The organism is Catonella sp. (assembly GCF_052173895.1).
Lineage (GTDB): Bacteria > Bacillota > Clostridia > Lachnospirales > Lachnospiraceae > Catonella.
Genome location: NZ_JBQMXS010000046.1, coordinates 1 through 13,359 on the forward strand (window position 1 = coordinate 1; position 13,359 = coordinate 13,359).

Sequence of the window (13,359 nt, forward strand, 5' to 3'; positions counted from 1 at the left end):
CTATTTAATTATCAAGGTTCTCTCTTTGCTTTATTGCCTCTCAGCAATTCAGCTTTGATATTCTATCATACAGTTTTGCTTTTGTCAAGAAGTTTTTTAAGTTTTATTTTAGCAAAACTAACGGAGAAACAGGGATTTGAACCCTGGCGCCGGTACTACCGACCTACTCCCTTTCCAGGGGAGCCCCTTCAGCCTCTTGGGTATTTCTCCAAGGCTTACACGTAAACCATATCAAACGGAGAAGGTGGGATTCGAACCCACGGTCCCTTTCAGGATCACCGGTTTTCAAGACCGGCTCTTTAAACCACTCAGACACCTCTCCAGTGACTGTCCTAACCTGCGACAGCTCAGTCAGTTTACCATATCCATATAGGATTGTCAACAGATATTTTAAATTTTTTTATTTATAGTATTTATATTATAAATATCCTTATTTATTGTAACTATATATTTACATATTATTTTTCCACAAACTATGATTTCCTCCCTCTTACACGAAATGAAATCATCATAATTCCAACACTTATCGCACCAAAGAAAATCAGAGATTGTACAAATGGAGCAAAATTATAAGACTTACCCATCCAGAAATCTACATAACCATTTCCAAAGTGTGTAAACGGTAACAATTTACCTACTGTTTGAAGCCCCATCGGGAGGTCTTTAAGCCTTACTCCCATCATACCTCCAAGTGCCATTATAGTGAAATATATTGCCATAACTATACCGTAAGTAATTCCAAATCTTCTAATCATATTGGCTATGCCATGTGCAAGAGCAAGACATAAAGCTGAAATCAGATACAGTGAGAAGACCCATATAACCGCCGCCATAGCCTTAGGCTTGGCAACTTCTACAAAGCTGAGTGTTCCTACAAGATATAGTGCAAAGCAAAAAGTCAGGAAAATAAAATTTGCAATCAGTTTACCTACAAAGAGTCTTGTTCCTGAAATCCCAAAAAGACTTATCCTCGTAGGTACATCTTTTTCAAGTTCATTTGAAAAAGATGCCGCATAACCTAAAAACATAGTTGAAAGCGGAATTATCATAGACATACCTATCAAAATACTTGCCGTAGCTTCCAGCTTTGCCGTTTCAGGAACATCATTCAAAGCTCCCTTTGATATCATTATCATAAGAAATACAGGAAATACCGCTCCAAAAAAGAATGAATATCCATTGTATAAATTATTCAATACCTCATATTTTACAAGATAAAACATTGATTTCTTCATTACTTTACTCCTTTATAGTATGCTGCTTTCGCATTTATTGTCATAAGCTCTATATCGTTGTTACTTCTTCTATAATTTATATTAATCTTACTAAGATTACCGGATATGGTCGCCTCATCCTCAGGTCTGTCACAACGCATTGCTATCATCCCGTCAGGAGCTATTATCTGCTTATGATTCTTAGCCACTTCTTTAGTAGCATTATTTTCTTCACAGAGAATTACCGCCTTTCCGCAATACTTCTCAAAAAGCTCATCCTTATTTCCAAAATCAATTACCCGCCCATTATCAAGATAAAGAATTTTATTAACTAAATGCTCAAGTTCTTCATAGTAATGTGAGGTTACAAGCAAGGTTGTATTCCTTTCTTTATACCATTCAACCAATTTTTTCATCAGCTTCTGTCTAGTTTCAAAATCAAGCCCCGAAGTTACTTCATCTAAAAGAGTCAGCGGGCTTTCAGCACACATTACAAGTATCAGTGTAAGCCTTTGTTTTTGTCCTCCTGAAAGGTGTTTCCAGCGTTTTTTCAAACAAGGTTCAAACTCAAAAAACTCTATCATCTCCCGAACCTGTTTATTATCCTTTATAGAACCTCCTATCAGCATTTCAAGGATTACCCTTATCGGAACTGTGTCAATATAATCATTCTGTTGCATATGAACAGCTATTTTATCTATCGACACGCCTCTTTTAATATTCCCCTGATAATTAACCATTCCGAGTATACTTCTTATAAGAGTTGTTTTTCCCGCCCCATTGCTGCCTATGACTCCTACCCTGTCATTGTCTGCTATTTCAACACTCCTACCCAAATCAAGAGCAACCTTGTCCTTAAATGTAACCTTTACCCTATCCAACACTAACATATCAGTCCATCCTTTCTTTCAACAATATAAATGTCACTTCATCTTCCTTATTCTCGCATCTTATTTCAAATTCTAAAAGCTCTGCAAAATATTTTGTCACATAAAGCCCCAATCCATGTCCCTCTCCATTACCGCCTGTCACAAATGCCTCAAAAAGAGAGTCTTTTATATTTTCATCTATATGAGCCGGATAATTGGTTATAGCTATCTCCTCATTTGAAATAATAATCTTAACTTTACCCCCGTCTCCTGTATACTTAACGGCATTGCCGACAAGATTCAGTAAAATCTGCTCCAGCACAGCCGGGTCACAGAACCATTCTGCATTTCCCTCACCTGTAATTGTCAAATTTTTAGCCTCTGCTGTTATTCTATATGAACTCAGTGCATATTCAACTAATTTTCTAACTTCTACATTGATAGGATTGATACTGTCCGTTATATGATTTATTCTCAATATTTCATCCGTCATCTGTTTTATACTTAACAACTGTTTTTTTACTTCAGGCAAATACTTATCCTTATCTGCAAACTTGCCTATATTGGAAATCATACCGTCCGTTAGTAGGATTGCTGCTGCTACCGGTGTCTTCAGCTGATGTGAGAATGCCCTCATAAAAACTTCTTTTCTTTCACTTTCTTTATTCAGTTTGCCATATGCTTCTTCGTTAGCTTTGTACAATAGATTTAAAGATTCTGCAAGTCCCGCAATTTCATCATTTCCCTTAACCACAATCGGCTCGGTATACCCGTTACCTCCCCTCCTATTGTCTGCATCCCTTAAAAGCAAGGTTATAGGCTTAACTATGTTTTTGGAATAAAATCCCGATGTGATAAAGATTAGGATGATAATAACAGGAATTATAACCGGTAAGATATTTAGTATAACCGGTATAATATCTTTTACAGAAGGTGCAACCACACCTGCTATCTCAAGCAGATAACCGTCTTCTCCCCTACTAAGCCCAATAAATGTTGTGTAATCAATATTATTTACAACATCACTTACACTCATTTCCAGTATGAATGATTTTTCACCAAGGCTATAAAATTTTGTACTATCCTCAGAAAACCCTGTAAAATTTTCCTTTGCTTTAATGTCTACCAACAGAAGTGGATTTTCTGCAAATTTATTCTCCTTAAACTTAGTCTGTATCTCCTCAGCTATCTTCTCAAATTTCTTTGAATAATCCTGCAATTCTTTTTTGTTTTTTTCCGATACCTTCTCATTTTTAATAGCATCTCTAAGTAAATCAAATACTTCCTTTAATGCCTTATCCTTAATTTCTATATTTCCTGTCATTGTTGTATTGGCAATTTCTATTTTATATCCATCAAACGGAATTTTTACTCCAATACTTTTTGCAGGAATACTGTCAGCATTTTCTCCCTTACTTTCAATAAATTTGACAAAAGAAGTTTTGAAGTCATTAAAGTCAACCTCTTGTCTATATGATGTATATAGTGACGGTAACATCAACAGCAAATATCCTATTATAAATGCCCCTACAACACCGGCTAAGATTATGCTGTATAACAAATTTTTATTAGCAAGTTTCATTTACTCCTCCTTCCACCTGTATCCTACTCCTATAACCGTATCAATAACATTGACAGGAAGTTTTTTTCTAAGATTTTTTATATGTGCATCTATTATCCTGTCATTTCCTATATAGTCTTCATTAAAAATATGTAATATCAGCTGTTCTCTTGACAATACCTGATTAGGTGAGTCGTGCAGTGTTTTTAATAGAAGAAATTCACTGACTGTAAGATTTATATCCTTTCCTTCAAAATATACCTTATAAGCCTTATCATCTATCACTAGAGAACTGTCTCTTTGACTTTCCTCTGTATTTATTCTCCTGAGTAAAACTTCTATCCTCTTAAGCAAAATTATCGGAGATACAGGCTTAGTTATATAATCATCTGCAAAGAAATTAAAAGCCTCCACTTGAGTATTTACATCTTCATAAGCAGTCAGCATTATTACCCCTATATCCAGTCTAAGCTCCTTTCTTATATACTCAAGTACCTTAAGTCCACTCCTTCCCGGTACTCTTATATCTAAAACCGCCAAATCAAATTTCTTTTCTCTAAATCTCTCAATAGCCTCATCTCCATTATCACATTCAGTTACCTTATGTCCGGCTACATTCATATATTCAGTAATTACCTCTCTTATAGTAACTTCATCTTCTAAAAACAATATTTCTGCCATTTCTTATCTCCTCTTTCTTATGTACACATATTATCACAGTCGTATGAATTTCATATGAAGACCGTATGCTTTTTCTGTATAGATTCTATTAATAAACAAAAAGCATCTTACATCTCTGTAAAATGCTTTAATCTCTTCAAATTTCAAATATCAAATTACTTCATCAATGTATAAATCCTTCCTCTTTGAAAGATCTATAAATTCGCTACCTGAAACTACCATCGGCCTTGACAAATATGCTTTATTAGTCATAAGCACCTTAGCTTCCCTTCCATCACTCAGCATCACTCTAGTTCCAATAAAGTTATCTGCTATATGCTCTAAAAACACAGTATACATACCAGCATCATACTTTTGTATTCCATCATCTTCAAACATCTTAATAACTTTAAATGGACACACCATCCCTCTATAAGCTCTAGCTGATGTAATTGCGTCATAAATATCTACAAGCATTATTATTCTTGCATAAGGATCTATCCTCTTAGGGTCAAACGGTCTAGGATATCCACTTCCATCCAACTTCTGATGATGCTGAAGTGCCGAATTAAGCACATGTGGATTCGCCTTCATTTCTTTAAGAATCTCATAACCTGCAATCGGATGATTCTTCATCACCTCAAATTCTTCATCAGTATACTTACTCGGCTTTGTAACTATCTCACTAGGAATAGTCAATTTTCCAATATCATGGTATAATCCACATTCCTGAGCAATAGCAATTTCTTTAGGAGAACATCCAATCCACTGAGCAAGAAGACCTGCAAGCATTGCCACATTCAAGCTATGCACAAAACATACATCATCAAAACGACGCAAATTAGACAACAAGTCAAATGTCGGAATACTGCCTTCCGGCATAATTAAATCCCCCATTATCTTCATAGCTGTAGTTTCCAAATCAGCTTCCGGATTACCGTCCACAATACGATTCAACGCTCCCCTTAACTTAACTACCCCTGAAGAGAATTTTCCCCTGAAAAGCTTATAATCAGGACTTTGTTGAACCCTCTCATAATAGGAATATCTCTCATCTGAGTAAGAAACAACTGGTTTCTCTTCTTTTTCAAAATCCTTTTTTGCTTTAATAAATACAAAGGAAACACTGTTATTCTTAAGTTTTTCTATACTATCTGCAGTAACTTCTTCACCAGAATTAATAAGCAGTAAACCTGCCTTTGTATGTACATCTTTAGCTATCACCATTCCAGGCTGCAATTCCCCACATCTCTTCAACAACATATCTTTTCCTCGCCAAAAGTTAATATTTGTATATTTATTATAACTATTTTTATGATTAATAGCAACACAAATTATCACCTCTTTATAACGAGCAACCTTCCCTACCTAACCTTCCAATCTTGAATGTCCCAATTTATACAATATTGAGGAGCACCCTTACGGATAGAGAGCATCTTGTCACTCGTTATCAAATACATAGGTTGATAATAAAGAGCCCAGGTAAACACATTTTCATTCTCATATTCCGTCAATTTTCTAAAAGCTTTAAGCTGTTTATTTACATCTACTGAAACGTTAGTTGCATCAATCAGCTCATCCAATTTAGAATCTGCCGGAGTATGAGAATTTACTGATGAATTCGAATGATATCGATCATAATATTCATGCAAGGACGATGCTGCGTTAGCCCCATAACAAAGATCCCAGTCAACAGCCCTAGGTCCATTAACCCTATCATGAGGAGCTGTCCAAAGTAATTTAGCCAAATCGCCTTCTATAAGTTGGTACTCCATCTTGACTCCAACGGCTGCAAAATATCCCTGTATAGCCTTCATAAAATCAACTGTAGATTTGTCTTTATAGTAATAAACAACTTTAATTACCGTATCTGAATTCCATTTTGCCTCAGCCAAAAGTTTTTTAGCTAATTCAGGATTATATTCATACTTATTAAGACCAGACGCTTTAGCATTTGTTTCCTGTATAAGAACATCTGCCGGAATCACATAACCATTCATAATATTGTCACAAATAGTTTTCATATCAACTGCATAGCGCAAAGCCTGACGAACCTTCTTTTTAAATAGAGGTGAAGGCGAACCATCTTTTCTTGCAAATTTATTCAAATAAAATAATCTTGTGTAACGTCCATCGATAGAAGTCACTGTAATTCCCGGTGTCCCTTCAATCTCCTGCAAATCAGATATTGACTTAGTATATCCATAGTCCAGATTACCTGATTTTACCCTTGTGACAAACCTTGAATCTGTATCACCGGAACTAGGAAGTAGCTGAATCTTAAAATCAGGCACTCCGTTATAATACTTGTTAAAAGGAGCCAACACAGTATAATTCTTCATATTAATTTCTTGTACTTTAAATGGTCCTGAGCCTATTGGGTGCTGAAAAAAAGGAGCCTGTTGCACTTGACGTGGATTAACACCTTCAAATTCACTCTTAGGAACCGGTGCAAACTGCGTGAATGCAAGAAGAGCATCAGGAGCTATCTTATTAAATTTTATAATAATATCATTACCATCTATAGTAATACCACTAAATGTTTTATTAAATTCGTTTTTATTTTTCATACTACCTTTTATAGATTTAAAAGTTGAGGCAAAGATAGTATTTGCTATTGTAGTCCTTGCTACAAATTCTATACTCCACTTAATATCCTCAGGAGTAATCGGCACCCCATTATGCCAAAATATATTATCCTTCAGTGTAAAAATAATCTTTTTCCCATTACTGCTTACCTTATATGTTGCAAGAGCATCGGGATGATTAGGTATAGGCTTCAGCTTGTCATCAGCCACAATCAAATGACTATACAAGGCCTTATTATATATACACGTACCCGGATTTAACCAAGGCGTTTCAAAAAATTCTTCAGGCCCTCCATTAGAATGAATTACCTTTCCTGATTCTTGCAATAATGATGAATCACTATATTCATACTCTTGTGAAATCGATTCACCACTTGAGTTTACTGAGTTAGTCACAATATCAATATAATTTTTATCACATCCTACAATATTCATAAATAGAGCAACTACAAGCAAAAAATAAAGCGAATTCTTAATACTTTTTTTCATGCTTTCTCTCTCACTTCCTCCTAAATATATTTATTTAAATATAGTTTATTCTAATTATACTTCACATAAAATTATTTTCAACATAATAAATTAAAATGAAAGTATTTTCACATTTTTGCAATAATCATATATTCCATTCATATTACTCGCCCATTTTTTGTTCTATTTGTATGTTAATTTGAAAAAAGTTTCAAATATTAAAAAAGCAGATATTACAATATGCAATATCTGCTTTAGTAAATCCGTTGATATATTATTTAAGTGTAACCTTAGCACCAACTTCTTCAAGCTTAGCCTTAATAGACTCAGCATCTTCTTTAGTTGTAGCTTCCTTGATTACCTTTGGAGCAGACTCAACTGCTTCCTTAGCTTCCTTAAGACCAAGACCTGTAAGCTCACGAACAACTTTAATAACCTTAATCTTCTCAGCACCGATATCTGTAAGCTCTACATCAAATTCTGTCTTCTCTTCAGCTGCTGCTGCGCCTGCACCTGCTGCTGCAACTACAACACCTGCTGCTGCAGATACACCAAATTCCTCCTCGCAAGCCTTTACAAGATCGTTTAATTCAAGCACGCTCATGCCCTTAATAACATCAATAAATTCCTGAGTTGTCATTTTAAATACCTCCATTAATCATTAAATAATATTTGTGTCAAACTTAGTTGACCGTCAGATAACATCTTTACGCTTCAGCTCCACTACCCTGTTTCTCTGCAATCTGCTTAAGTACACGAGCAAAGTTGGTAATAGGTGACTGTAAACTTCCAAGGAGTTTGGAAATAAGCTCCTCTCTTGAAGGAATTGTTGCGATAACGCTCATTCCCTTAGCATCGTAGTAAGTTCCCTCTACAACACCTGACTTAATCTCAAGCGCTTTAGCCTGCTTTGCAAAATTAGCAATAATTCTTGCAGCAGCAGTAGCATCCTCATAAGAGAAGGCAATTGCTGAAGGTCCTTCTAAATCTACATCTAACTGTGAAAAATCAGTTCCTTCAAATGCACGCTTTAAGAGAGTGTTCTTGTATACTTTGTATACTACTCCTGCCTCTCTTAACTCCTTACGGAGTTTTGTGTCCTGCTCAACAGTGAGACCACGATAGTCAACTAAAACTGCAGAACTCGCCTTTTCAACATGTCCCTTGATTTCGTCAACTATTGGCTGTTTGATTTCAACTTTAGGCATAATCTTCCTCCATTCCGAAACACCTTTAATCAGCTAACTGATTGGGATAGAGTGTTTCTAGTAATATCCCCTTACTGCTTGAAGTCAGATGAATTACGATAAAAAAAGGCCTGAAACTGCTAGAGTTCAGACCGTAATATTCTTAAAAATAATTACATCCCTCGGCAGGCGTTCTCACTTACACATCTTCTCAGATGTACCTGCTGTCTTCGGCAGCTGTTCTTAACGAACGATATTATTTATATCATAGTTATGAAAGATTGTCAAGCATTAATGTAAAAAAGACCCGTCAAAATTTGACCGGTCTTTCTATCCCAATTTGTACAAGCTGGCGACGGGAGTCGGACCCGTGACCTCCGCACTACCAATGCGACGCTCTACCACCTGAGCCACGCCAGCAACAAGATTACTCTTATGAGTAACCTCGAATATTCTACTAAATTTTAAGATAAATGTCAAGCATCAATTACAAATTTTACTGCACCTATGATTCCTGCATCATTTCCAAGGTGTGCAGCCTCTACTCTTAAGTCCTGTGCAAAATTATCCATTACACCGTTAAGCACTTTCGCACGAACCTTATCCACAAAAAATTCTTTCTGCTTAGATACTCCACCACCTAAGATAACCATTTCAGGATTGAATGTATGAACAAGTCCTACAAGTGCAGCTGAAATATAATTTATCCATTCATCTACATATTTTATAACAGCCTTATTTCCTGCTGCCACTTCCTTAAATATAAGCCTTCCATCTACCTCTTCTTCCTTTATTCCTGTAATTTCTCCGGAAACAGCTGCTTTTTTTACATTTCTTACAAGTGCACTTGTAGAGCCATAGTGTTCTATGCAGCCGGCATTTCCACAGGAGCATCCTTCTCCCTCTACATTTACCGGTATATGCCCTATCTCTCCTGCAAAGCCTTTCCTACCTAGCAAAATTCTTGAGTCAACTATAATTCCCCCACCTACTCCTGTACCGACAGTCATTACTACTACATTTTCTTTGCCTTTTGCTGCACCTTTCCACATCTCTCCAAGGGCTGCTGCATTGGCATCATTTAAAACAGCTGTTCTAACACCGAACTCTTGTTCAAGTTTCTCTTTTATATTGGTACCTTTCCAGTTCTTGATATGCCCTGCAGAACCTTCAACTATGCCAAGCTTAGAATTAATTCCTCCTGTAGCAGACACTCCTATTCCCTCAAGTACAGAAAATTCTTTACTATTCTTTTCCATGAAGTCTTTAGCAGCCTTGACTACAGTTTCTATAATAGGAGTTTCGTAATCATCAAACTTTACAGAATACTCAAAGACTTCACTGACCATGCTACCCTCAGCATTTACAAGACCAATCTTTGCTGCTGTTCCCCCTATGTCTATTCCTAAATAAATTTTATTTTCCATTTCGTTCCCCTTTCAAACATTATCCTCTTTATACCTTATTCCCATCAAAAATAATCCGTTCGCAGGTAAAGTAGTTCCAAGATGTTTCCTATCTTTTTTCTCAATAATATCAGGAATCTCTTCAGGTCTTATCTTACCTTCTCCTACTTTTACTAAAGTCCCTGCTATTATTCTAACCATGTTGTAGAGGAAACCGTCTCCTCTAACCCTAATAACAAGTCCATTTCTAGGTGCCTCCTCTATATCAATCTGAAATACAGTCCTTACCTTGTCTTCTTTATCAGTTTTTGCTGAACAAAAGGATGTAAAATCATGCCTTCCCTCTATATGCTTTGCAGCCTCCCTCATAGCCAGAATATCCAGAGCATGATTTACATTATGCCTGTACAGCCTATCTGTTGGAAATATAATTTTTGCCATGTTGATATGATATTCATAAGTCTTGTCGAGTACATTTCTTCTTGGGTGAAAATCTGCTGCTACCTCTGAACTCTCCATTATCCTTATGCTTTTTATTATATTGGCATTTATTGCAAAAGCTAACTTTTCTGCCGGAATCTTCGTATCAGAGTCAAATACCGCCACATTTCCATAGGCATGAACTCCGGTATCTGTCCTGCTCGCTCCAATAGTTACTATTTTTTCTCCTAAAAGTTCTGAAAGTACATCATTTAATAACCCTTCAACCGTAGGGAGTTCAGGCTGATACTGATACCCACAATAAGCCAGCCCGTCATAAGCAACTATTAATTTAAATCTCTTCATATATTTAAACTCCGATAAATTTATTAGCTACAATATTGATGACTATTAATATGAAAACATATGCAAAGCAAGTTATATAAGCCACCCTATCTCTACTCTTGTATTGAAGAGGTTTCATCTTTGTCCTGCCCTCACCTCCATGATAACACCTTGCTTCCATAGCCATAGCAAGGTCTATTGCCCTTCTGAAAGCAGAAACAAATAATGGTACCAGTATAGGTATAAGCGCCTTTGCTTTGTTTATGAATCCTCCGGTTTCAAAGTCTGCTCCTCTAGCTGACTGTGCCTTCATTATTTTATCAGTTTCTTCAAGTAAAATAGGAATAAACCTAAGTGCAATCGACATCATCATAGCTATTTCATGTACAGGAAGTCCTATCCTTTTAAATATGGAAAGTCCTTTTTCCATTCCATCTGTAAGTTGGTTCGGACTTGTTGTAAGGGTAAGCACTGATGAGCCTATGATGAGTAAAATAAGCCTTATTCCCATAAATATTGCAATTCTAAGTCCCTCTTCAGTTATCCTCACACTCCCAAAAATATGGACGAGTTCCCTTCCCGGTGTGAGAAACATATTGAAAACAACTGTAAATAATAACAAAATAAATATTGCACGAAGTCCCTTGATTATAAACTTAAATGGTACTTTTGACAGTTTGATTACTATTCCTAAAAATAAAATAACTGCCACATATCCCATAAAACTACTAAACAAAAACAGCGATACTATAAAAATCAGAGTTCCTGCAAGTTTCACTCTCGGATCCAGCTTATGTATCACTGAGTTCTCCGGATAATACTGTCCTATTGTTATATCTCTAACCATTTCACATCCTATCTATGTTAAAACATTCACAAACTTAAAGCCTTTAATATCTCTGTTTTTGCCTCATCCACAGTCGCTACATCAGTATTTACTGACAAACCAAGTGTTTTCATTTCCTGCATGACATATGTTACCTGAGGTGCGGACAACCCCATTTTTTCAAGTTCATCATAGTGTCTGAACACTTCCTTAGGAGTACCATCAAAGGCAACCTTCCCTACATTCATTGCAATTATCCTATCTGCATACTTAGCCACATCTTCCATACTGTGTGATACAAGGATTACTGTTAAACCTTCCTTATGAAGTTTTGCTATTTGGTCTAAAATTTCGTCCCTACCTCTTGGGTCAAGTCCTGCCGTAGGCTCATCTAAAATAAGGATTTCAGGTTTCATTGCAAGCACTCCTGCAATAGCCACCCTTCTCTTTTGTCCCCCTGAAAGCTCAAAAGGGGATGCATCATAGCACTTTTCAGACAGCCCTACCTGCCTGATAGCTTCAAAAGCCCTCATATCTACTTCAAGTTTATCTAAGCCCAGATTTTTAGGTCCAAACTTAACATCTTCCAGTACAGTGGTTTCAAAAAGCTGATGCTCAGGATATTGAAACACCAATCCTACCTTACTTCTAAGGCTCTTCATATCAAAGTCTTTATCATAAATATCCTGTCCGTTAAAATATATTGTTCCATTTGTTGCCTTCTCAAGTCCGTTAAAATGCTGAATAAGAGTAGATTTTCCTGAGCCTGTATGTCCTATAATAGCTACAAATTCACCTTTATTTATTGTAAGACTCACATCGTTAAGAGCCTTTTTTTCATAGGCTGTACCTTGGCTATACACATAATTTATATGATCTGCTATGAGCAACATTTTCTAATAGCCTCCTTCAATTCATCAACCGTAAGTACAGTATCTTCTATTGGAATACCACTCTTTTTCAGCTCGTACGCAAGTTTTGTAACCTGTGGTACATCAAGCCTATAATTTTCTAGTTCATCAACCTTTGCAAATACTTCCCTCGGAGTTCCCTGTAAAACAATTTTTCCACCTTCCATTACAAAGACCTTGTCTGCATCTATAACTTCATCCATATAGTGTGTAATCAAAATTATGGTTATTCCTTCATTTTTATTAAGCGTATGTACAGTCTTAAGCACTTCTCTCCTACCTATTGGGTCAAGCATTGCTGTTGGCTCATCTAGCACTATGCACTTAGGTTTCATCGCCATAATTCCAGCAATGGCTACTCTTTGTTTTTGTCCTCCTGAGAGTTTATTAGGTGAATGCTTGGCATACCCCGACATTCCTACCGCTTCCAGACTTTCCTTAACTCTCTCCAGTATCTCTTCTGTAGGCACTCCCATATTTTCAGGACCAAATCCCACATCTTCTTCCACAACTGACGCAATTATTTGATTGTCAGGGTTTTGAAATACCATTCCTGCACTCTGTCTTATTTTTAACAAACTAGCTACATCCCTAGTGTCAAAACCATTTATCCACACTGTTCCCTCTGTAGGTACTAATAGAGCATTGAGATGCTTTGCCAAAGTAGATTTACCTGAGCCGTTATGCCCTAATACAGCTATAAAGTCTCCCTCATTTACTTCAAGTTCCACTCCATCTATGGCTCTTTCTATCTCCTCTGTATTACCTTCCTCATCACGCCTTATATATTCAAATACAAGATTCTTGATATCTATTATCTTCATTCGCTCTGCCTGTCTTTCATATTATCTTAATTGTTAGCTGTATTTGCCTATATTGAAAGTGAACTTTCATATAGGCAACA

General features: G+C 36.4%; 13 protein-coding genes, 3 tRNA genes and 1 other annotated feature. All 16 genes read right to left on the minus strand.

Going from position 1 to position 13,359, the window contains the following annotated elements; translation table 11 throughout:
* Nucleotides 1–121: 121 nt before the first annotated feature.
* Nucleotides 122–210: transfer RNA gene (locus ACTTG8_RS08455), tRNA-Ser, on the minus strand.
* Between the two features lie 26 nt (nucleotides 211–236).
* Nucleotides 237–322, minus strand: a tRNA-Ser gene (locus ACTTG8_RS08460).
* 151 nt (nucleotides 323–473) lie between these two features.
* Nucleotides 474–1,235 carry an ABC transporter permease gene (locus tag ACTTG8_RS08465; protein WP_442561685.1) on the minus strand — a complete coding sequence of 254 codons (762 nt, stop codon included), beginning with the start codon at nucleotides 1,233–1,235 and terminating at the stop codon, nucleotides 474–476.
* Complete coding sequence (locus ACTTG8_RS08470; protein WP_442561686.1) at nucleotides 1,235–2,104, minus strand: ATP-binding cassette domain-containing protein; 870 nt, start codon at nucleotides 2,102–2,104, stop codon at nucleotides 1,235–1,237. Before ACTTG8_RS08470 ends, ACTTG8_RS08465 begins: the two co-directional genes overlap by 1 nt.
* A gap of 1 nt (nucleotide 2,105) precedes the next feature.
* Nucleotides 2,106–3,665, minus strand: a complete 1,560-nt coding sequence (locus ACTTG8_RS08475) for a sensor histidine kinase (protein WP_442561687.1) — start codon at nucleotides 3,663–3,665, stop codon at nucleotides 2,106–2,108.
* A complete protein-coding gene (locus ACTTG8_RS08480) occupies nucleotides 3,666–4,325 on the minus strand; it encodes a response regulator transcription factor (protein WP_442561688.1) in 660 nt (219 codons plus the stop codon).
* A 150-nt stretch (nucleotides 4,326–4,475) separates the two neighbouring features.
* Nucleotides 4,476–5,567, minus strand: coding sequence for an HD-GYP domain-containing protein (locus ACTTG8_RS08485; RefSeq protein WP_442561689.1), 1,092 nt, complete (start codon nucleotides 5,565–5,567; stop codon nucleotides 4,476–4,478).
* A gap of 101 nt (nucleotides 5,568–5,668) precedes the next feature.
* Nucleotides 5,669–7,381 (minus strand): ABC transporter substrate-binding protein, encoded by a 1,713-nt coding sequence (locus ACTTG8_RS08490; RefSeq protein ID WP_442561690.1) that lies wholly within the window; start codon nucleotides 7,379–7,381, stop codon nucleotides 5,669–5,671.
* Nucleotides 7,382–7,634: 253 nt separating this feature from the next.
* Nucleotides 7,635–8,000 carry a 50S ribosomal protein L7/L12 gene (gene rplL, locus ACTTG8_RS08495; protein WP_442561691.1) on the minus strand — a complete coding sequence of 122 codons (366 nt, stop codon included), beginning with the start codon at nucleotides 7,998–8,000 and terminating at the stop codon, nucleotides 7,635–7,637.
* Nucleotides 8,001–8,067: 67 nt separating this feature from the next.
* Nucleotides 8,068–8,568, minus strand: coding sequence for a 50S ribosomal protein L10 (gene rplJ, locus ACTTG8_RS08500; protein WP_442561692.1), 501 nt, complete (start codon nucleotides 8,566–8,568; stop codon nucleotides 8,068–8,070).
* 92 nt (nucleotides 8,569–8,660) lie between these two features.
* Nucleotides 8,661–8,799 (minus strand) — a sequence feature (ribosomal protein L10 leader region).
* Nucleotides 8,800–8,894: 95 nt separating this feature from the next.
* Nucleotides 8,895–8,967: transfer RNA gene (locus ACTTG8_RS08505), tRNA-Thr, on the minus strand.
* 56 nt (nucleotides 8,968–9,023) lie between these two features.
* The gene (locus ACTTG8_RS08510) at nucleotides 9,024–9,974 is read right to left on the minus strand and encodes an ROK family protein (protein ID WP_442561693.1); all 951 of its coding nucleotides are present in this window, start codon (nucleotides 9,972–9,974) and stop codon (nucleotides 9,024–9,026) included.
* 12 nt (nucleotides 9,975–9,986) lie between these two features.
* Entirely contained in the window at nucleotides 9,987–10,739 is a 753-nt protein-coding gene (gene truA / locus ACTTG8_RS08515) for a tRNA pseudouridine(38-40) synthase TruA (protein ID WP_442561694.1), read from the minus strand.
* A 4-nt stretch (nucleotides 10,740–10,743) separates the two neighbouring features.
* On the minus strand, nucleotides 10,744–11,565 hold the full coding sequence (locus ACTTG8_RS08520; protein WP_442561695.1) for an energy-coupling factor transporter transmembrane component T family protein: 822 nt from the start codon (nucleotides 11,563–11,565) through the stop codon (nucleotides 10,744–10,746).
* Between the two features lie 26 nt (nucleotides 11,566–11,591).
* A complete protein-coding gene (locus ACTTG8_RS08525) occupies nucleotides 11,592–12,437 on the minus strand; it encodes an energy-coupling factor transporter ATPase (protein WP_442561696.1) in 846 nt (281 codons plus the stop codon).
* Nucleotides 12,425–13,279, minus strand: a complete 855-nt coding sequence (locus ACTTG8_RS08530; protein ID WP_442561697.1) for an energy-coupling factor transporter ATPase — start codon at nucleotides 13,277–13,279, stop codon at nucleotides 12,425–12,427. Before ACTTG8_RS08530 ends, ACTTG8_RS08525 begins: the two co-directional genes overlap by 13 nt.
* Nucleotides 13,280–13,359: the final 80 nt, after the last annotated feature.

What these genes read in the sequence shown, in the direction of transcription:
- truA (WP_442561694.1), bottom strand. Translation starts at nt 10,739, where the DNA reads ATGAAGAGATTTAAATTAATAGTTGCTTATGACGGGCTGGCTTATTGT.
- ACTTG8_RS08470 (WP_442561686.1), bottom strand. Translation starts at nt 2,104, where the DNA reads ATGTTAGTGTTGGATAGGGTAAAGGTTACATTTAAGGACAAGGTTGCT.
- ACTTG8_RS08530 (WP_442561697.1), bottom strand. Translation starts at nt 13,279, where the DNA reads ATGAAGATAATAGATATCAAGAATCTTGTATTTGAATATATAAGGCGT.
- ACTTG8_RS08480 (WP_442561688.1), bottom strand. Translation starts at nt 4,325, where the DNA reads ATGGCAGAAATATTGTTTTTAGAAGATGAAGTTACTATAAGAGAGGTA.
- ACTTG8_RS08510 (WP_442561693.1), bottom strand. Translation starts at nt 9,974, where the DNA reads ATGGAAAATAAAATTTATTTAGGAATAGACATAGGGGGAACAGCAGCA.
- ACTTG8_RS08485 (WP_442561689.1), bottom strand. Translation starts at nt 5,567, where the DNA reads ATGTTGTTGAAGAGATGTGGGGAATTGCAGCCTGGAATGGTGATAGCT.
- ACTTG8_RS08525 (WP_442561696.1), bottom strand. Translation starts at nt 12,437, where the DNA reads ATGTTGCTCATAGCAGATCATATAAATTATGTGTATAGCCAAGGTACA.
- rplL (WP_442561691.1), bottom strand. Translation starts at nt 8,000, where the DNA reads ATGACAACTCAGGAATTTATTGATGTTATTAAGGGCATGAGCGTGCTT.
- rplJ (WP_442561692.1), bottom strand. Translation starts at nt 8,568, where the DNA reads ATGCCTAAAGTTGAAATCAAACAGCCAATAGTTGACGAAATCAAGGGA.
- ACTTG8_RS08520 (WP_442561695.1), bottom strand. Translation starts at nt 11,565, where the DNA reads ATGGTTAGAGATATAACAATAGGACAGTATTATCCGGAGAACTCAGTG.
- ACTTG8_RS08465 (WP_442561685.1), bottom strand. Translation starts at nt 1,235, where the DNA reads ATGAAGAAATCAATGTTTTATCTTGTAAAATATGAGGTATTGAATAAT.
- ACTTG8_RS08490 (WP_442561690.1), bottom strand. Translation starts at nt 7,381, where the DNA reads ATGAAAAAAAGTATTAAGAATTCGCTTTATTTTTTGCTTGTAGTTGCT.
- ACTTG8_RS08475 (WP_442561687.1), bottom strand. Translation starts at nt 3,665, where the DNA reads ATGAAACTTGCTAATAAAAATTTGTTATACAGCATAATCTTAGCCGGT.